Source organism: Sphingomonas chlorellae (assembly GCF_056485145.1).
Map to the genome: position 1 here is coordinate 320,894 of NZ_JBQXXM010000004.1, position 16,670 is coordinate 337,563.

Genomic DNA, 16,670 nt, shown 5'->3' on the forward strand with positions numbered 1-16,670 from the left:
GGAAGGCACTGTTCACGCCGCCGCCGCAGCCCCCGCCGCGCCGGGGCGCAGCCCCAGCAGATGACAGATCGCGTAGCTCAGCTCGGCCCGGTTGAGCGTGTAGAAGTGGAACTGGCGCACCCCGCCGGCATAGAGCTTGCGGCACAGCTCGGCCGCCAGCGTCGCGGCGATCAGCTGGCGCGCGCCGGGATGGTCGTCGAGCCCGTCGAACAGCCGCCCCATCCACGCCGGCACCGCGGTGCCGCACATTCCCGCCATGCGGACGATGCTGGCATAATTGGTCACCGGCATGATGCCGGGCACGATCTCGGCGTCGATCCCCGCCGCCGCCGCCGCGTCGCGAAAGCGCAGGAAGGTGTCCGGCTCGAAAAAGAACTGGGTGATCGCCCGCGTCGCGCCGGCGTCGAGCTTGCGCTTCAGATTGTCGAGGTCCGCCGCCGCGTCGGGCGAATCGGGATGGCATTCGGGATAGGCGGCGACCGAAATCTCGAACGGGTGCAGCCGGCGCAGCCCCGTGACGAGCGCGGCGGCATTCTCATATCCGCCCGGATGCGTGTGGTACTTTTCGCCCGCGCGCGGCGGGTCGCCGCGCAGCGCGACGATGTGGCGCACGCCCGCGGCCCAATATTCCTCGGCGACGGCGTCGATCTCGTCGCGCGTCGCCTCGACGCAGGTCAGGTGCGCGGCGGCGGCCAGCGGCGTCTCGCGCGCGATCCGGGCGACGGTCGCGTGCGTGCGTTCGCGCGTCGATCCGCCCGCGCCATAGGTGACGCTGACGAACCGCGGCCCCATCGGCGTCAGCGCGGTGATCGAATCCCACAGCGTGCGTTCCATCGCCTCGGTCTTGGGCGGGAAGAACTCGAAACTCACCGCCACGTCGCCCGCCACATCGGCGAACAGCGGCGGGGCCAGGGGATCAACGCGTGTCATGCCGCCTTCACTTTCTCCGCAACCGGCCGTGCCCGCCGGCCCAGCCACAATTTCACCGTCAGCTCGCCGCCCTCCAGCGTCTCGACCTGCACCGGCGCCAGTCCCGCCGCCTCGAACCAGCCGAGGATCTGCGCGTCCGAAAAGCCCAGCCGGCTGTGCGCATCGCGCGTGCGCAGTTCCTCGCGATCGTGCGGCGCGAAATCGACGATCAGCAGCCGCCCGCCCGGCGCCAGCACGCGCGCCGCCTCGGCGATCGCGGCGCCCGGCTGCTGCGCGAAATGGAGCACATGATGCAATATAGCGGTGTCCGCCGCGGCGTCGGCGAGCGGCAGCGCATAAAGGTCGGCCTGGCGCAGCTCGGCATTGGCGAGCCCCTGTTCGGACAGCTTGGCGCGCGCCAGCCGCAGCATCTCCGACGACCGGTCGATCCCGATCGCGTGCGTCGCGCGCGGGGCGAACAGCGCCAGCATCCGCCCGGTGCCGGTGCCGATGTCGATCAGCTTGCCCAGCGGCACGTCGCCCAGCGCCGCCGCCATCGCGGCCTCGATCTCGCTTTCGGCGACGTGGAGCGACCGGATCGCGTCCCATTCGCGCGCATGCGCCTCGAACCATTCGGCCGCCGCCGCCGCGCGTACGGCGCGCACCGCCTCCAGCTTGGCGAGGTCGGCCGCGAGCACCGGATCGTCATGGTCCCATGCGTCGAGCGCGGCGAGCAGCGGGTCGACCACCGCCGCCTCGCCCAGCGCGACGAAGACCCAGCTCCCCTCCTTGCGCCGCCGGACGATGCCGGCGTCGCACAGGATCTTGACGTGGCGGCTCACGCGCGGCTGGCTCTGGCCCAGCACGTGCGCCAGCTCGCCCACCGCCAGCTCCATCGCGCGCAACAGCGCGACGATGCGCAGCCGCGACGAATCCGCCAGCGCGCGAAAGAGGATGAGCGATCGTTCCATGCGGAATTGGGACATAAAGAAATCTTTATATCAGGTCAACGGAGCATGCGCGCCATTGCCTCCCCCGGCGGCGGGGGTTAGCCATCGCCACTGATTTTCCATTCGCTTTTTTCAGGAGCCCGCCGATGCGCCGCCTGCTCGCCCCGCTTGCCGTCCCCGCCCTTTTCGCTCTGGCCGCGTGCGGGGGCGCCGGCAACGAGGCGGCCGGCGCGAACGAGACGCTGTCGGGCGACAGCAACGCGATGGGCGAGGCGGTGAGCGATGTCGACGCCGCCAATGCCGCGCTCGACGGCGCCTTCGCCAATGCCGAAAACGCCTATGCCGGCAACGGCGCCGCGATGGCCGAGGGCAACGAAATCACCGACTGATCGTTCGGAGCCGCATTCCATGCCCCTTCGCCTGCGCGCCCCGTCCCGCTTCCGCCGTCCCGTCGCCCTGCTGCTCGCGCTCGGGCTTGCCGCGTGCGGCGGCGGGCACGATCCGGCCGCGCCGGCGACGCCCTCGGCCGAGGAATCGCGCCAGCTCGACGCCGCCGCGCAGGCGAGCGACATCAACGCCGCGTTCGCCCCCGACGACGCCAACGCCACGGAGCCCAAGCCATGATCCCGATCCGCGACCTCGGCACCAGCGGGCTCGCCACCCGTCCGCTCGTCCTCGGCGGCAACGTCTTCGGCTGGACCGCCGACAAGGCCGCGAGCTTCCGCATCCTCGACCGGTTCGTCGACGGCGGCGGCACGCTCGTCGATACCGCCGACGTCTATTCGGTGTGGGTGCCCGGCCATCGCGGCGGCGAATCGGAAAGCCTGATCGGCGAATGGCTCCGTCAGTCGCGGAAGCGCGGCCAGGTCCAGATCGCGACCAAGGTGGGGATGCTCGCCGGCGCCGGCGGCCAGGGGCTCGCCCCGTCGCGCATCGCCGCCGCATGCGACGAATCGCTCGCGCGGCTGGGGGTCGAGACGATCGACCTCTATTTCGCGCACCAGGATGATGCCACGGTGCCCCAGGCCGATTATCTGGGCGCCTTCGCCCGGCTGATCGAGGCGGGCAAGGTCCGCGCGATCGGCGCGTCGAACTTCCACGCCGCGCGGCTCCAGTCGGCGCTCGACCTCGCCACGCGCGAGGGGCTGCCGCATTTCCGCGTGCTCCAGCCCGAATACAACCTCATCAGCCGCAGCAAGTTCGAAGGCGAGCTTCAGGACCTGTGCATCACGCACAATGTCGGCGTGATCCCCTATTACGGGCTCGCCTCGGGCTTCCTCACCGGCAAATATCGCAGCGAGGCCGATCTGGGCAAAAGCGTGCGCGGCGGGCGCATGGCCAAGCTGCTGTCGGGACGCGGCGCGGCGGTGCTCGCCGAAATGGACCGGGTCGCCGCCGAGACCGGCGCGGGCCACGCGCAGATCGCGCTCGCCTGGCTCGCCGCCCAGCCCGGCGTCACCGCGCCGATCGCCAGCGCGACCTCGGTCGAACAGCTCGAAACGCTGCTCGGATCGTGGACGGTGTCGCTCACCCGCGACCAGCTCGACCGGCTCACCGCCGCGGGGGCCGACACCGGCACCGCGGCGGGCTGAGGCCGGGGCCGGGGCTCAGTCCTCGCCCGCGCCGTCCAGCCGCTTCGCCAGCACGTCGACCAGCCCCTGCACCGCGCCGCGGAATGCGTCGCCCTCGGCGGGGTCGAACGCCATGCCCTCCAGCATCGTCTCGGGCACGCGCCGCGCCGGCACGCGCAGCGCGTCGCCGCGCTCGGTCAGCGCGATCTGCACGCGCCGCTCGTCGCTCGGGTCGCGCTGGCGCGTCACCAGCCCCGCCGCCTCCATCCGCTTGAGCAGCGGCGTCAGCGTCCCGCTGTCGAGGTGCAGCCGCGCGCCCAGCGCGCTCACGCTCTGCGGCGCCTGCTCCCACAGCACCAGCATCACCAGATATTGCGAATAGGTCAGCCCGATCTCGGCGAGCACGGGGCGATAGAGCCGCGTCAGCAGGTTGGTCGCGGCATAAAGGGGGAAGCAGATCTGCCGGTCGAGCCGCAACGGGTCGTCCATCCGGCGATCGTCGTCGTTCGCATCCCTGGTCAGAACTGCCTCCCCTCGCCGTCACGCGGCCTTGGTCGTCAACACCACGTCAATATTGCCCTTCACCGCGTTCGAATAGGGGCAGACGGCGTGCGCGGCCTGCACCAGCGCCTCGGCGGTCGCCTGGTCGACGCCTTGGATCGCCGTTTCCAGCGTCACCGAAAGCTGGAAGCCGCCGCTCGCATTGGGCGAAATCCCCACCTCGGCGGTCACTTCGACGGCCTGGTCGGCGATCCCGGCCTTCTGTGCCCGGGCGACGTGCAGCACCGCATTCTCGAAACACGCGGCATAGCCCGCGGCAAAGAGCTGCTCGGGGTTGGTCTTGCCGCCCTTGCCGCCCAGCCCCTGCGGCAGCGCAAGGTCGAGTTCCAGGATGCCGTCCTCGCTGCGGACGGTGCCGGCGCGGCCGCCGACGGCGCGAACCCGGGTCGAATAAAGCGTAGCCATGCGAAAATCTCCTCAGGCGCGATTGCCTGGGGTCGATATAGGTTGTGCACAATCTAATTGCTAGTTACTTTTATCGGCGCCCGCTCAGTCGCTGGCAAAGGTCAGCGGCGACATCCCTGTCTCGCGCTCGCTCAGCAGCAGCGCCCGCCCCGCGGGCGGCGCCGAGCGCTGCGGACAGGCCGGGCGCGTGCAGGCGCGGCACCCCAGCCCGACCGGAACCGCCGGCCCGGCCAGATCGATCCCGCCGGCCGCCGCAAGCCCGGCGGCTTCGGCCGCAGCCACGCCCAGCGCGACCGCAAAGCGCGCCCGCACGCCGCCCACGCGCGCGCCCTGCGCGGGCACGCTGCGCGCCAGCGTGAACCATCGGCTGCCGTCCTCAAGCTCGAGCAGTTGCGGCACGATCTCCTCGGCGCGGGCAAAACTCTCGAACAGGTTCCACAGCGGGCACAGCCCCGGCCCCTCGGCCAGCGGCGACCCGCTCGCCCCGGCATAGCGTTTCGAAACCTGCCCCGCCCGGTCGACGCGCAGCATGAAGAAGGCGAGCCCGCGCGCGCCGACGCGCTGCAACGTCGTCAGCCGGTGCGCGACCTGGGCATAGCTCGCGCCGAACCGCCGCTGGAGCACGTCGAGGTCATAGCCCGTCGCCTCGCACGCGCGCAGGAAGCGGGCATAGGGCATCATCAGCGCCGCGGCGAAATAGCCGACCAGGTGCCGGCGATAGATGCGCTCGCCCACCCGGTCGAACCCCGCGCCGCGCACCAGCGCGTCGATCTCGCCGCGCACCTCGGCGGCAAGCTGCTCGGCCAGCGCAAAGCTGCGCGACGGCGCGTCGAGCAGTTCGGAAAGCTGGACCTGGCGCGCATGAAGGTCGAGCCGCTTGAGCCGGTCGGGCATCACGTCGGCGGGCAGGATGCGCACGCTCAACTGGTGGCGCACGCGCAGCCGCTCGGCCATCGCGCCGTACAGGTCGCCCGCGCCCATCCGCAGTTCGTCGGCCAGTGCTTCGGCCGCGGCGTCGAGGTCGGCGAAATGGTTGCGCCAGCGTTCGATCTCGCGCCGCACCTCGCGCGCGGCGTCGGGCGCCCCCGGCGTCGCGGCGCCGCCCGCGCCGATGCGGTCATAGGCGCGGGCAAAGGCCTCGGCCCCGCCCGGCGCGGCGCCCAGCCATTCCTCCAGCTCGCCCCGGTCGATCTCCAGGTCGGCAAAGATCGGGTCGGCCAGCCGCCGCCGCATCGCCTCGGCGCCGCCGCCCGGCTCGGCGGCGGCAAGCTGGCGCGGATCGAAGTCATAGACCTCGGCCAGCCGCAGCATCAGCGTCGCCGACACCGGGCGCTGGTTGCGCTCGACCAGGTTGAGATAGCTGGGCGAGATGTCGAGCGCATCGGCCATCGCCGCCTGGGTCAGCCCCATCTGCCGGCGCAGCCGCCGCACCGCGTGGCCCGCGAACAATTTGGCTTCGGCCATCCTGCGCCCTTCCCTCCGGCGTCACGGCGCATCCCGCGCCGCCCTTCTGTAATTACTTTACACGTTGACAGTCCGCAACCCCGTGGCCGCGCACCGCCAGACCCCGTTCTAGCGCGAAACCGCGTGTACGCGACTCGAAAATGCGCGTTATCTCGCCTCAACTTTGGTTCACTTGTGAAGGATGCCACAATGTCGCTGCGCTTCGAAGATCTGGTTCCCGCACCCGAAGGCCGCTTCGAGGGGATCGAACGCCCCTATTCGCCGCAGGATGTGGCGAAGCTGCGCGGCTCGGTCGCGGTCGAACACACGCTCGCGCGGCGCGGCGCGCTCAAGCTGTGGGAACTGCTCCGCAACGAGGATTATGTCCATGCGCTCGGCGCGCTCTCGGGCAACCAGGCGATGCAGATGGTCCGCGCGGGGCTCAAGGCGATCTATCTGTCGGGCTGGCAGGTCGCGGCCGACGCCAACACCGCGGGGCAGATGTATCCCGACCAGTCGCTTTATCCCGCCAATGCCGGTCCCGAACTGGCGCGCCGCATCAACGCGACGCTCCAGCGCGCCGACCAGATCGAGCATATGGAAGGCGGCGCGCAGCGCGACTGGTTCGCGCCGATCGTCGCCGATGCCGAGGCCGGCTTCGGCGGTCCGCTCAACTGCTTCGAGATCATGAAGGCGTACATCGCCGCGGGTGCGGCGGGCGTGCACTATGAGGACCAGCTCGCCAGCGAGAAGAAGTGCGGCCATCTCGGCGGCAAGGTGCTGATCCCCACCCAGGCGCACATCCGCAACCTTGACGCCGCGCGCCTCGCCGCCGACGTCAGCGGCGTGCCGACCGTGATCTGCGCGCGCACCGATGCCGAATCGGCGCGCCTCATCACCTCGGACGTCGATGAACGCGACCGCGAGTTCCTCACCGGCGAACGCACCGCCGAGGGCTTTTTCCGCCTCAAGGAAGGCACCGGCGTCGATCATTGCATCAAGCGCGGGCTCGCCTTCGCGCCGCACGCCGACCTGCTGTGGTGGGAAACCAGCCACCCGAACATGGACGATGCGCGTCGCTTCGCCGAGGCGATCAAGAAGGAATATCCCAACAAGATGCTGGCGTATAACTGCTCGCCCAGCTTCAACTGGGAAAAGAACCTCGACAAGGACGACATCGCCAAGTTCCAGCGCGAGATCGGCGCGATGGGCTACAAGTTCCAGTTCGTGACGCTCGCGGGCTTCCACCAGCTCAACTACGGCATGTTCGAGCTTGCCCGCGGCTATCGCGATCGCGGCATGGCGGCCTATTCGGAGCTTCAGCAGGCCGAATTCGCTGCCGAGGCGAACGGCTACACCGCGACGCGCCACCAGCGCGAAGTCGGCACCGGCTATTTCGACGCGATCTCGCAGGCCGTCGCCGCCGGCGAGAGCTCGACGACCGCGCTCGCCGAATCGACCGAGACTGCCCAGTTCAACATGCAAGCCGCGTGAGAGGAGTAGAGCATATGTCGAACGAACCGCCGCGCAGCCGCGCCGTCTTTTCGACCGAGGATTTCCGCCTGCTGCGCGCCGCCGTCGCGTCGCACCTCCAGCAGGTCAAGGATACGCCCGAATCGGTGAAGTACAGCAATCTCTACCATCGCCTCGGCCGCGTTTCGTAACGCGGACGAGACCCGACTTTCCTGGGGAGGAAAGGGTGCCCGCCGGAACCTGGTTCCGGCGGGCATTTCGTTTGCCTGCGCCGCCCGCTCGCCTTGCCTGCGCGGTTTGGAAGATCGGGTACGGCTTGCGCGCCGCTTTATCGCTCGATACCCTGCCCGCTTAGAACAAAAGGAACGGGCTGGAAGAGGATGGCACTGGAACCCGAGCTGTTCGACGCGCTGATCGCGACGATCCGGCGCTTCGTCGCCGAAAGGCTGCGCCCGCTCGAGGCGGCGGTCGAGGCCGCGGACGCGATCCCGCCCGAACTGGTCGACGAGATGAAGGCGATGGGGCTGTTCGGCCTGTCGATCGACCCCGAATATGGCGGGCTCGGCCTTACCATGGGCGAGGAGGTGCAGGTCGCGATGGCGCTGGGGCATACCACCCCCGCCTTCCGCTCGGCGTTCGGCACCAATGTCGGCATCGGCAGCCAGGGGCTCGTCATCGCGGGGTCGCCCGAACAAAAGGCCGAATGGCTGCCGCGGATCGCCAGCGGCGAGATCGTCACCAGCTTCGCGCTCACCGAACCCGATGTCGGCTCCGATTCGGGCGCGGTGCAGACGCGCGCGGTGCGCGACGGCGACGGCTACCGGCTCTCGGGCACCAAACGCTACATCACCAATGCCGACAAGGCCCAGCTCTTCACCGTGATGGCGCGCACCGGCGACGAACCCGGCGGCCGCGGCGTGTCGGCCTTTCTCGTCCCGCGCGACCTTGCGGGCGTGTCGGTCGGCGAGCCCGAACGCAAGATGGGGCAAAAGGGCGCGCGCGTCGCCGACGTCGTGTTCGACGATGTCCGCGTCCCCGCCGCCAACCGGCTGGGCGCCGAGGGCGAGGGGTTCCGCATCGCGATGCAGGTGCTCGATCGCGGGCGGCTCCACATCGCCGCGGTCTGCGTCGGCATCGCCGAACGGCTGATCGCCGATTGCGTCGGCTATGCGCAGCAGCGCCGCCAGTTCGGCAAGCCGATCGCCGAGCACCAGCTCATCCAGGCGATGCTCGCCGATTCAAAGACCGAAACGCTCGCCGCGCGCGCGCTCGTCCTCGAAACCGCCGCGGCGCGCGATGCCGGCACGGCGGTGACGATGGAGGCCGCCGCCGCCAAATATTTCGCCAGCGAGATGGTCGGCCGCGTCGCCGATCGCGCCGTCCAGATCTTCGGCGGCGCGGGCTATATCGCCGATTACGGCATCGAACGCCTCTATCGCGACGTGCGGCTGTTCCGGATCTACGAAGGCACCAGCCAGATCCAGCAGCTCATCATCGCGCGCGAAACGCTGCGGCGCGGCGGCTGACCCGCCCGCGCCGCGACCCCATCAGGATCAGGAGAGGGAAAACACCATGGACGTCACCAGTCTGTTCCGCCTCGACGGGCGCGTCGCGCTCGTCACCGGCGGCTCGCGCGGCATCGGCCGGATGATCGCGGCGGGGTTCGTCGCCTCGGGCGCGCGGGTCTATGTCTCGTCGCGCAAGGCGGATGCGTGCGCCGAAGCCGCCGCGGCGCTCGGGCCCAACGCCGTCGCGCTGCCGCACGACGTCTCGACCGTCGCGGGTTGCCGTGCGCTCGCCGAAGACCTCGCCGCGCGCGAACCGCGGCTCGACATCCTCGTCAACAATGCCGGTGCCGCCTGGGGCGAGCCGTTCGAGACCTTTCCCGAAAAGGGCTGGGACAAGGTGATGGACCTCAACGTCAAGTCGCCCTTCTTCCTCACCCAGGCGCTGCACGGGCTGCTCAGGGCCGCGGGCACCGCCGATCGCCCGGCCAAGGTCATCAACATCACCTCGATCGACGGCCAGCGGCTCAACCCGTGGGAAACCTACAGCTATCACGCGTCCAAGTCGGCGCTGATCTATCTCACCAAGCGGATGGCGGCGCGGCTGGTGCGCGATCACATCAACGTCACCTCGATCGCGCCGGGCGCTTTTGCCAGCGACATGAACAAGGCGGCGCGCGATCATGGCGACGCGGTATCGCGCGCGATCCCGGCGCGGCGCATCGGCCATGACGAGGATATGGCGGGGGCCGCGATCTATCTCGCCAGCCGCGCGGGCGACTATGTTGTAGGCGACACGCTCACGGTCGACGGCGGACTCGTCAACGCGGCCCTTGGGCTCAGCATCGACGGCTGACGTCGCCGCGGTTCACGCGAACGACGCGTTTTGCGCGAAAAATGCGCGATCCGGCCGGCGATTGGGCGGCGTTTCCGCCGCCCGCCGGCCGGTTTTCAGCGCGCGATGCCGCCCGCCGCGAGCACCGCCAGCGTCACCAGCTCGCTCGCCGTCGCGGTCATCGGCGCGATCTGGACCGGCTTTTCCATGCCGATCAGCATCGGCCCGATCATCGAATCACCGCCCAGTTCGCGCAGCAGCTTGGCCGAGATATTGGCCGACTGGAGCCCGGGCATGATCAGCACGTTCGCCGGGCCGGAAAGCCGCGCGAACGGATAATTGGCCATTTGCCGCGGGTTGAGCGCCACGTCGGGCGACATCTCGCCTTCATATTCGAACTCGGCGCCCCGCGCATCGAGCACCTTCACCGCCCCGCGGATATTGTCGAGCCACTGGCCCTCGGGGTTGCCGAAGGTCGAATAGCTCAGGAACGCCACGCGCGGCTCGTGGCCCATCCGCCGCGCCACCTGCGCACTGCCCTCGGCGATCCGCGCCAGTTCCTCGGCGCTCGGCCGCTCGTTGACCGTCGTGTCGGCGATGAACACCGTGTGCGACTGGCCCACCAGCACATGCACCCCGAACGGCACGCGCCCTTCCTGGTGGTCGATCACGCGCCGCACCTGGCGCATCGTCTCGGCATAGGTGCGCGTCACGCCGGTGATCATCGCATCGGCCTCGCCCAGCTGAAGCAACAGCGCGCCGAAGATGTTGCGGTCGCGGTTGACCAGCCGCTCGATATCGCGGCGCAGATAGCCGCGGCGCTGCAGCCGGGCATAAAGGAAGTCGATCATCGCCGGCACCAGCGGCGAATTGACGCTGTTGTGCAGCTCGAAATCGGCGGGGTCCGCCCCCAGCTCGCGCAGCCGGTCGAGCACCGATTCACGCCCGACGAGCACCGGCGTGCCATAGCCGCCCTCGCGGAACGCGATCGCGGCGCGCAGCACCACCTCTTCCTCGCCCTCGGCAAAGATCACGCGCTTCGGGTGCGCCCGCGCGCCCTCATAGGCGAGGCTGAGCACCGACGTCGTCGGGTTGAGCCGCGCGCGCAGCCCCTGGCGATAGGCGTCGAAATCCTCGATCGGCTTGGTCGCGACGCCCGACTCCATCGCCGCCTTGGCGACGGCGACGGGAACGATCTCCATCAGCCGCGGGTCGAACGGCGCCGGGATGATATATTCGGGGCCGAAGCTGTGGCTGGTGCCATAGGCGGCGGCGACCTCCTCGGGCACCTGCTGGCGCGCGAGATGGGCGATCGCCTCGGCCGCGGCGATCTTCATCGCGTCGTTGATCGTCGTCGCGCGCACGTCGAGCGCCCCGCGAAAGATGAACGGGAAGCCCAGCACGTTGTTGACCTGGTTCGGATAATCCGAACGCCCGGTCGCGATGATCGCGTCGGGCCGCGTCGCCTTGGCGAGCGGCGGGCTGATCTCCGGGTCGGGATTGGCCATCGCGAAGATGATCGGGTTGGGCGCCATCGTCGCCAGCAGTTCGGGCGGCAGCGCGTTGGCGGAGGCCAGGCCCATGAACACGTCGGCGCCCTGCAACGCCTCGGCCAGCGTGCGCTTGTCGGTCGCGACCGCGTGCGCCGACTTCCACTGGTTCATGCTGTCTTCGCGGCCCTGATAGATCACGCCCTTCAGGTCGACCATCAGCAGATGGTCGTGCGGCAGCCCCATCGCCTTGATCAGCTCGGCGCACGCGATCGCCGCCGCGCCCGCGCCCAGCATGACCACGCGCGTTTCCTTGATCGAACGCTTGGTCAGGTGGAGCGCGTTGATCAGCCCTGCCGCCGCGATGATCGAGGTGCCGTGCTGGTCGTCATGGAACACCGGGATGTTCATCCGTTCGCGCAGCGTCTGCTCGATCACGAAGCATTCGGGCGACTTGATGTCTTCCAGGTTGATGCCGCCGAAGCTCGGCTCCATCAGTTCGACCGCGTCGATGAAGCGGTTGACGTCCTCGGTCTTGAGCTCGAGGTCGATCGAGTCGACATCGGCGAAGCGCTTGAACAGCACCGCCTTGCCTTCCATCACCGGCTTCGAGGCGAGCGCGCCCAGATTGCCCAGCCCCAGGATGGCCGTGCCGTTCGAGATCACCGCGACCAGATTGCCCTTGGCGGTATAGTCATAGGCGCTCGCCGGGTTCTCGGCGATCGCGCGCACCGGCACCGCGACGCCGGGGGAATAGGCCAGCGCCAGGTCGCGCTGGGTTGCCATGGGCTTCGAGGCGACGATCTCGATCTTACCGGGGCGGCCTTCGGCATGGTAGCGCAGCGCCTCGCGGTCGGAAAACTGGACGTTGCTCTCTTCGGCCATCCGCTCGGTTCCTAATTCTGTAGAGACTTTGCGTTCCTAAAGCAGCCCGGGACGGCGATTGCAAACCACAGAAGCATGATTCCGTGCTTTCCCCTACGTCGTTGCGCCGCCACGCACCGCATAGAGCGCGCTGCGCCCCGATCGCCAGACCGGCACCAGCCGCGGGTCGCGCACGCCGGGCGGCAGGTCGGTCCCGATCAGCCACAGATAGTCGACCTGGTCGAGCGGCAGCCGGGGCAGGCTCTCGACCAGCCCGTGACGCGACCGTCGCTCGAACGGGACCGCCCGATCCACGCAATGCTCGCCGACGATCAGTTGCGACGGGTCGTGCGCATAGCCGCGCGGTTGATAGGTGACCTGCAGCAACTGCAGCGCGCCGTTGGTCCAGTGCGCATTGACCCATGCCTGACGCAGCGGCGTCGCCAGATTGGCGAGATGTTCGGTGCGCTCGCGTCGCCATTGGTCGCCGCGACAATTGACCAGGCTGAGGTTCAGGACGCGCGATCCGACCGCGACATGGTCGAGCGCCGCGAGCTCGCGCTGATAGCTTTCGGCATAGCCCGCGAAGCTGACGGTGGTGACGGTGAAACGGACGAGCAGCAGCATCCAGCCGACCCGCGCCGTCCAGCGCCGCTGCGCCGGCCGCACCTCGCGCCAGTCCTGCAGGACGAAGGCGAGCATCGGCACAAAGGGCAGCAACCGCCCGTCGACCCGCGCCGCGCCGCCCAGAACGCCGGGCGCGGCAACGAACAGCGCCAGCGTCGCGACGACGATCAGCGCATTGCCGCCACGCAAGCGCGCGCGCCAGATCCAGCCGAGCACGAACACCGCCAACGCCGCGACCACGCTTGCCAGGTCAAGCCAGCGATTCTGGTCCTGAAGTGCTGTGGCAACCGCATCCAGCTTGTCGAGAAAGTCCCAGCGCGTGACGCCGCCGCCGCCGGGGGCAACCGCAAGCAGCAGCGCCCCGCTCGCCAACGGCCAGAGCGACCCGGCGGCGCCGATCCATGCGCGCGGATCGCGCAGCGCCCCCGGCCCGCCCGCCTCCAGCCGCGCCGCCAGCGTCAGGCTCGCGATCCACACCACCATCAGCAGGGCGCCCACCGCGTGTCCGACGAACAGGATCGGCGTCAGCAGCACGAACAGGGCCGCGCGCAGTCGCCGCCGCTTGTCGAGCGCTTCCCACAGCAGCACCGCCCATAGCGACAGCGCGGCAACCAGGAAGAAATTGAGGAAACCGTACAGGAACCAGAGATTGTAGACGAAAAGCAGGGCCCAGGGCAGCGCGCCGGCCCCGCCGGGATTGCGCCGCCGCGCAAGCATCAGCAGCGCACCGACGGTCAGCCCCGGGATGATCGCGCACAACAGCCACACCGCCGGTACCAGCCCCAGCAGCCGCGCCAGCGGAACCACCAGCAGGTCGGCGGCAAGGTTCGGCGCCGGAACCCAGTGGAACGCGAAATAGCGCAGCATCGGGCTGCCCGGCGGCGCCAGTTCGACGGCATAGCGCCCGATATGCCCCGGCACGTCGATCAGCGGCGGGATGCGAACGAACAGAAACGGCAGGGCAGACAGCAGCGTGATCGCGGCGATCCAGCGACGGCGCAAGGGGAACAAAATCATCTCGTTCGACGGATCCGGTCGCATCGCCACGCCTTATCCCCGCTTTCCGCAGCCGTCATCCCATGGCCGCGGCTTGTGCCTCCCCCTCCGCATCCGGTAGCGGAGGAGCCATGTCTGCTGCCCCCACCCCGATGATGGCCCAGTATCTCGCGCTCAAGGAAGAAGCGGGGGATTGCCTGCTCTTCTACCGGATGGGCGACTTTTTCGAGCTGTTCTTCGACGATGCAAAGATCGCGAGCGGCGTGCTGGACATCGCGCTCACCGCACGCGGCGAGCATGAGGGCGAAAAGATCCCGATGTGCGGCGTGCCCGTGCACGCGATGGAGGCCTATCTCGCCCGGCTCATCAAGGCCGGCCACCGCGTCGCCATCGCCAACCAGACCGAGACGCCCGAGGAGGCGAAGAAGCGCGCTGGATCAAAGGCGCTGGTGGCGCGCGCGATCGTCCGCGTCGTCACCGCCGGCACGCTCACCGAAGAGGCGCTGCTCGACAGCCGCACCGCCAACTGGTGCGTCGCGGTGGGCGAGGCGGGCGGCGGGGTCGCGATCGCCTGCGCCGACATCTCCACCGGCCGGTTCGAGCTGATCGAAACCGATGCCGCGCGGCTCGGCGCCGAACTCGCCCGCCTCAACCCGGCCGAGACGATCGCCAGCGACGCGACCGACTTCGCCGAACTCGCCACCGCGCTGCGTCCGAAGATCGACTTCGACAGCAGCGGCGGCGAGGCGCGGCTCAGGCGGCTGTTCGGCGTCGCGACATTGGACGGTTTCGGCCAGTTCTCGCGCGCCGGGCTGGCGGCAGCGGGCGGGCTCGTCGCCTATCTCGAGCATACCGCCAAGGGTTCGCTCCCCTTCCTCCGCCCGCCGCGCGTCAGCCGCGCCGAAGCGGCGATGGCGATCGACGCGGCGACGCGCGAAAGCCTCGAACTCACCGTCAGCGCCGCCGGCACCCGCAAGGGCAGCCTGCTCGATGCGGTCGACCGCACCGTCACCGGCGCCGGCGCGCGGCTGCTCGGCGCCGACATCGCCGCACCGCTGATGGACCGCGCCGCGATCGACGCGCGGCTCGATCTCGTCACGCTATTCCATGACGATGCGGGGCTTCGCGACGGCATCCGCGCGACGCTGCGCGCGCTGCCCGATATCGGCCGCGCGCTCGGCCGCCTCGCCGCCGGGCGCGGCTCCCCGCGCGACCTCGGCCAGCTGCGCGACGGGCTCGACGGCGCCTGGCGGCTCGGCGAGCGGATCGACGACATCGCCGACGCGCCCGCGCTGCTGCGCGAACTCGCGCCGCAGCTTCGCGGCCACGGTGCGCTGATCGACCTGCTCGGCCGCGCGCTGGTGCCCGAACCCCCGGTCGACGCCGCGAACGGCGGCTATATCGCCGAAGGCTATGACGCCGCGCTCGACGATCTGCGCGACGCCGGCGCGGGCGGCCGCCGCGCCATCGCCGCGCTCGAGGGCGAATATCGCACGCGTACCGGCATCGCCGCGCTCAAGATCCGCCATAACGGCGTGCTCGGCTATCATATCGAGGTGCCGGCGCGCGCCGCCGATGCGCTGATGAAGCCCGACAGCGGTTTCACCCATCGCCAGACGCTCGCCGGCGTCGTCCGCTTCAACGCGCCCGAACTGCACGACGTGGCGCTGAAGGTGACGCAGGCGGGCGCCCATGCCCTCTCGGCCGAAGCCGCACATCTGGAAGACCTCACCGCCCAGGCGCTCGCCCGCCGCGAGGCGATCGCCGCCACCGCCGACGCGCTCGCCCGCATCGACGTCGCCGCCGGGCTCGCCGAGCGCGCGGCCGAGGGCGGCTGGGCGCGGCCCGAACTCGTCGAGCATCGCTGCTTCGATATCGAGGGCGGCCGGCATCCGGTGGTCGAGGCCGCCGTGGCGCGCGCCGGGGGCCGGTTCGTCGCGAACGACTGCAAGCTGTCCGAGGACTCGCGCCTGTGGCTCGTCACCGGGCCGAACATGGGCGGCAAGTCCACCTTCCTGCGCCAGAACGCGCTGATCGCGGTGCTGGCGCAGGCGGGAAGCTATGTCCCCGCCACCCGCGCGACGCTGGGGCTGGTCGACCGGCTGTTCAGCCGCGTCGGCGCGTCGGACAATCTCGCCCGCGGCCGCTCGACCTTCATGGTCGAGATGGTCGAGACCGCCGCCATCCTGGCGCAGGCCACGCCGCGCAGCTTCGTGATCCTCGACGAGGTCGGCCGCGGGACCTCCACCTATGACGGGCTCGCCATCGCCTGGGCGGTGGTGGAGGCGATCCACGAGGACAATCGCTGCCGCTGCCTGTTCGCGACGCATTATCACGAACTGACCCGGCTCGCCGAGCGCTGCGACGCGCTGACGCTCCACCATGTCCGCGCGCGCGAATGGAAGGGCGAGCTGGTGCTGCTCCACGAGGTGGCGGAGGGGCCGGCCGACCGCAGCTACGGCATCGCCGTCGCGCGGCTGGCCGGCATGCCGCCCGCGACGGTGAAGCGCGCCAAGGCGGTGCTCGACAAGCTGGAAGCCGGCCGCGCCAAGACCGGCGGACTGGCAGCGGGGCTCGACGAGCTGCCCCTCTTCGCCGCCGCCGCGCATGCCGAGGAGGAAAAGGTCGATACGCTGCGCCACGCGCTCGACACGCTCGATATCGACGCGCTCAGCCCGCGCGAGGCGCTCGACCAGCTCTATCGGCTCAAGCAGCTCGCCGCCGAATAGCCCGGCGCCCCAAATGAAAGAGGCCGCCGGACCCCAGCCAAGGGATCCGGCGACCTCCGACATGGTCAGCGGCCGGAAGCTCCAGCACGGGAGACCATGCGGGCCGCAGAGCCTGGAAGCGGACGGGCGTTGACTGGAGGGGGATACCTCCCGCCCGGCGCGCGGACGGCGATGGGCCGTCCGGCCTCAGCTCAGCGGCGCGTCTCCCGAACGAACTGAACCGACCTCATTGCTGAACCATGAGACATCGGATCACCTCCTTTCGCTGGTTGAAGAGCCATGTGCCACCCGGGGCACGACTCGAGAGTGAAT

15 protein-coding genes are annotated in these 16,670 nt (G+C 69.9%); 8 read left to right on the plus strand and 7 right to left on the minus strand.

Features of this window, described 5'->3' with window-relative positions; genetic code table 11:
• Nucleotides 1-12: 12 nt before the first annotated feature.
• Both metF and ACT3CF_RS12925 read right to left on the minus strand, forming a co-directional pair.
• A complete protein-coding gene (gene metF, locus ACT3CF_RS12920; protein WP_478423360.1) occupies nucleotides 13-930 on the minus strand; it encodes a methylenetetrahydrofolate reductase [NAD(P)H] in 918 nt (305 codons plus the stop codon).
• A complete protein-coding gene (locus ACT3CF_RS12925; RefSeq protein WP_478423503.1) occupies nucleotides 927-1,880 on the minus strand; it encodes an ArsR/SmtB family transcription factor in 954 nt (317 codons plus the stop codon). Before ACT3CF_RS12925 ends, metF begins: the two co-directional genes overlap by 4 nt.
• 125 nt (nucleotides 1,881-2,005) lie before the next feature.
• On the opposite strand from ACT3CF_RS12925, the gene ACT3CF_RS12930 reads away from it, so the two are divergent.
• Genes ACT3CF_RS12930 through ACT3CF_RS12940 form a run of 3 tightly spaced genes read left to right on the plus strand, consistent with a single transcriptional unit; the run spans nucleotide 2,006 to nucleotide 3,451 of the window.
• Complete coding sequence (locus ACT3CF_RS12930; protein ID WP_478423361.1) at nucleotides 2,006-2,248, plus strand: hypothetical protein; 243 nt, start codon at nucleotides 2,006-2,008, stop codon at nucleotides 2,246-2,248.
• Between the two features lie 19 nt (nucleotides 2,249-2,267).
• Entirely contained in the window at nucleotides 2,268-2,483 is a 216-nt protein-coding gene (locus ACT3CF_RS12935; RefSeq protein ID WP_478423362.1) for a hypothetical protein, read from the plus strand.
• Entirely contained in the window at nucleotides 2,480-3,451 is a 972-nt protein-coding gene (locus tag ACT3CF_RS12940) for an aldo/keto reductase (RefSeq protein WP_478423364.1), read from the plus strand. The genes ACT3CF_RS12935 and ACT3CF_RS12940 overlap by 4 nt, the downstream gene beginning before the upstream one ends.
• 15 nt (nucleotides 3,452-3,466) lie before the next feature.
• On the opposite strand, the gene ACT3CF_RS12945 is transcribed toward ACT3CF_RS12940, so the two are convergent.
• From ACT3CF_RS12945 to ACT3CF_RS12955, 3 genes are all read right to left on the minus strand, one after another.
• Nucleotides 3,467-3,919 (minus strand): MarR family winged helix-turn-helix transcriptional regulator, encoded by a 453-nt coding sequence (locus ACT3CF_RS12945; RefSeq protein WP_478423366.1) that lies wholly within the window; start codon nucleotides 3,917-3,919, stop codon nucleotides 3,467-3,469.
• A 51-nt stretch (nucleotides 3,920-3,970) separates the two neighbouring features.
• Nucleotides 3,971-4,396, minus strand: a complete 426-nt coding sequence (locus tag ACT3CF_RS12950) for an organic hydroperoxide resistance protein (RefSeq protein WP_478423368.1) — start codon at nucleotides 4,394-4,396, stop codon at nucleotides 3,971-3,973.
• An 84-nt stretch (nucleotides 4,397-4,480) separates the two neighbouring features.
• Nucleotides 4,481-5,860 (minus strand): helix-turn-helix domain-containing protein, encoded by a 1,380-nt coding sequence (locus ACT3CF_RS12955; protein WP_478423369.1) that lies wholly within the window; start codon nucleotides 5,858-5,860, stop codon nucleotides 4,481-4,483.
• Between the two features lie 189 nt (nucleotides 5,861-6,049).
• Here ACT3CF_RS12955 and aceA point away from each other — a divergent pair, with 189 nt between their 5' ends.
• The 4 genes from aceA (at nucleotide 6,050) to ACT3CF_RS12975 (ending at nucleotide 9,673) form a co-directional block, all read left to right on the plus strand.
• The gene (gene aceA / locus ACT3CF_RS12960) at nucleotides 6,050-7,333 is read left to right on the plus strand and encodes an isocitrate lyase (RefSeq protein WP_478423371.1); all 1,284 of its coding nucleotides are present in this window, start codon (nucleotides 6,050-6,052) and stop codon (nucleotides 7,331-7,333) included.
• 14 nt (nucleotides 7,334-7,347) lie between these two features.
• Nucleotides 7,348-7,503: a hypothetical protein gene (locus tag ACT3CF_RS12965; protein WP_478423373.1), complete on the plus strand. Its 156-nt coding sequence runs from the start codon at nucleotides 7,348-7,350 to the stop codon at nucleotides 7,501-7,503.
• A gap of 189 nt (nucleotides 7,504-7,692) precedes the next feature.
• Nucleotides 7,693-8,838 (plus strand): acyl-CoA dehydrogenase family protein, encoded by a 1,146-nt coding sequence (locus ACT3CF_RS12970; RefSeq protein WP_478423375.1) that lies wholly within the window; start codon nucleotides 7,693-7,695, stop codon nucleotides 8,836-8,838.
• Between the two features lie 46 nt (nucleotides 8,839-8,884).
• Nucleotides 8,885-9,673 (plus strand): SDR family oxidoreductase, encoded by a 789-nt coding sequence (locus tag ACT3CF_RS12975; RefSeq protein WP_478423377.1) that lies wholly within the window; start codon nucleotides 8,885-8,887, stop codon nucleotides 9,671-9,673.
• A 95-nt stretch (nucleotides 9,674-9,768) separates the two neighbouring features.
• Here the strand turns inward: ACT3CF_RS12975 and ACT3CF_RS12980 are convergent, their stop codons facing one another.
• Nucleotides 9,769-12,027, minus strand: coding sequence for an NADP-dependent malic enzyme (locus tag ACT3CF_RS12980; protein WP_478423379.1), 2,259 nt, complete (start codon nucleotides 12,025-12,027; stop codon nucleotides 9,769-9,771).
• 93 nt (nucleotides 12,028-12,120) lie between these two features.
• Nucleotides 12,121-13,674: a hypothetical protein gene (locus ACT3CF_RS12985; RefSeq protein ID WP_478423381.1), complete on the minus strand. Its 1,554-nt coding sequence runs from the start codon at nucleotides 13,672-13,674 to the stop codon at nucleotides 12,121-12,123.
• A 107-nt stretch (nucleotides 13,675-13,781) separates the two neighbouring features.
• Between ACT3CF_RS12985 and mutS the strand changes: the two genes are divergently transcribed.
• Nucleotides 13,782-16,358, plus strand: a complete 2,577-nt coding sequence (gene mutS, locus ACT3CF_RS12990) for a DNA mismatch repair protein MutS (RefSeq protein WP_478423505.1) — start codon at nucleotides 13,782-13,784, stop codon at nucleotides 16,356-16,358.
• Nucleotides 16,359-16,670 lie beyond the last annotated feature (312 nt).

Bases quoted from the DNA above. Each gene is read 5' to 3' on its own strand.
- metF (WP_478423360.1), bottom strand. From the start codon at position 930: ATGACACGCGTTGATCCCCTGGCCCCGCCGCTGTTCGCCGATGTGGCG.
- ACT3CF_RS12925 (WP_478423503.1), bottom strand. From the start codon at position 1,880: ATGGAACGATCGCTCATCCTCTTTCGCGCGCTGGCGGATTCGTCGCGG.
- ACT3CF_RS12930 (WP_478423361.1), top strand. From the start codon at position 2,006: ATGCGCCGCCTGCTCGCCCCGCTTGCCGTCCCCGCCCTTTTCGCTCTG.
- ACT3CF_RS12935 (WP_478423362.1), top strand. From the start codon at position 2,268: ATGCCCCTTCGCCTGCGCGCCCCGTCCCGCTTCCGCCGTCCCGTCGCC.
- ACT3CF_RS12940 (WP_478423364.1), top strand. From the start codon at position 2,480: ATGATCCCGATCCGCGACCTCGGCACCAGCGGGCTCGCCACCCGTCCG.
- ACT3CF_RS12945 (WP_478423366.1), bottom strand. From the start codon at position 3,919: ATGGACGACCCGTTGCGGCTCGACCGGCAGATCTGCTTCCCCCTTTAT.
- ACT3CF_RS12950 (WP_478423368.1), bottom strand. From the start codon at position 4,396: ATGGCTACGCTTTATTCGACCCGGGTTCGCGCCGTCGGCGGCCGCGCC.
- ACT3CF_RS12955 (WP_478423369.1), bottom strand. From the start codon at position 5,860: ATGGCCGAAGCCAAATTGTTCGCGGGCCACGCGGTGCGGCGGCTGCGC.
- aceA (WP_478423371.1), top strand. From the start codon at position 6,050: ATGTCGCTGCGCTTCGAAGATCTGGTTCCCGCACCCGAAGGCCGCTTC.
- ACT3CF_RS12965 (WP_478423373.1), top strand. From the start codon at position 7,348: ATGTCGAACGAACCGCCGCGCAGCCGCGCCGTCTTTTCGACCGAGGAT.
- ACT3CF_RS12970 (WP_478423375.1), top strand. From the start codon at position 7,693: ATGGCACTGGAACCCGAGCTGTTCGACGCGCTGATCGCGACGATCCGG.
- ACT3CF_RS12975 (WP_478423377.1), top strand. From the start codon at position 8,885: ATGGACGTCACCAGTCTGTTCCGCCTCGACGGGCGCGTCGCGCTCGTC.
- ACT3CF_RS12980 (WP_478423379.1), bottom strand. From the start codon at position 12,027: ATGGCCGAAGAGAGCAACGTCCAGTTTTCCGACCGCGAGGCGCTGCGC.
- ACT3CF_RS12985 (WP_478423381.1), bottom strand. From the start codon at position 13,674: ATGCGACCGGATCCGTCGAACGAGATGATTTTGTTCCCCTTGCGCCGT.
- mutS (WP_478423505.1), top strand. From the start codon at position 13,782: ATGATGGCCCAGTATCTCGCGCTCAAGGAAGAAGCGGGGGATTGCCTG.